General features: G+C 71.5%; 2 protein-coding genes. One reads left to right on the top strand and one right to left on the bottom strand.

The annotated features are described in order from the left end of the window. Nucleotides 1-345: ubiquinol-cytochrome c reductase iron-sulfur subunit (gene petA / locus HUK84_RS20420; RefSeq protein WP_176641828.1), on the top strand; the 345-nt coding region annotated here is incomplete at its 5' end. Between the two features lie 46 nt (nt 346-391). On the opposite strand, the gene HUK84_RS20415 is transcribed toward petA, so the two are convergent. Next, nucleotides 392-881: alpha/beta hydrolase fold domain-containing protein (locus tag HUK84_RS20415; protein ID WP_176641827.1), on the bottom strand; the 490-nt coding region annotated here is incomplete at its 5' end.

Raw genomic sequence — 881 nt, 5'->3', positions numbered from 1 at the left:
GACCCCACGTCGCGCGCGCTGCAACAGCCGCCCTACGCCGACAACTGGCACCGCTCCATCGTCCCGGACTATGGCGTGGTGGTCGGCATCTGCACCCATCTGGGCTGCGTGCCGGCCTATGCCCCGGCGCCGGACCCCGCCACCCCGATCGCCAACTGGCCGGGCGGCTATGCCTGCCCTTGCCACGGCTCGAAATTCGACCTGGCCGGCCGCGTCTTCATCGGCGCGCCCGCCCCCTACAACCTGCCGGTGCCGCCTTATTCCATGGCCGGCCCGACCACCATCCGCCTCGGCCAGAACCCGCCCGGGACCAGTTTCGACTTCGCCTCCATCCAGCAGATCTGACCGCCGGCCGATCGGGCCGCCCCCCGTGTCATCAGATCCCGCGGGCCTACCCCGCCAGGGCCGCGTGCAGCCTCCGCCCGCCGAAGCGGATCGCCGCCCTGCCCGCCGGCATGACGGAATACATGTTCAGATAGCCGTGGATCGTGCCCGGATAGCAGCGCAGCTCGGCCTGCCCGCCCGCCGCGCGCATCGCCTGGGCGTATCCCGTGGCCTCGTCATGCAGCGGATCGAATTCCGCCGGCACGATCACCGCCGGCGCCAGCCCGGCCAGCGATTCGGCAAAGACCGGCGCCATCAGCGGATGGTACAGGTCTTCCGGCGTGCGGACATATTGCTCGGCGTACCATTCCATCAGCCGGGCCGTCAGCATGTATCCCTCCGCGTGGATCCGCCGCGACGGCACCTCCCGCGCCCCGTAGAGCGACGGATAATACAGCAACTGCAGCGCCAGTTCGGGCCCGCCCCGATCCCGCGCCAGGTGCGCCAGCACCGCCGCCAGGTTCCCCCCGGCGCTGTCCCCGGCCACCGCCAGCCCG

It is taken from the genome of Nguyenibacter vanlangensis, assembly GCF_013376155.1.
In the GTDB taxonomy this organism is placed as follows: Bacteria; Pseudomonadota; Alphaproteobacteria; order Acetobacterales; family Acetobacteraceae; genus Gluconacetobacter; species Gluconacetobacter vanlangensis.
Note: the sequence above shows the minus strand (reverse complement) of the source record. Positions and strands in the feature narration are given on the sequence as shown.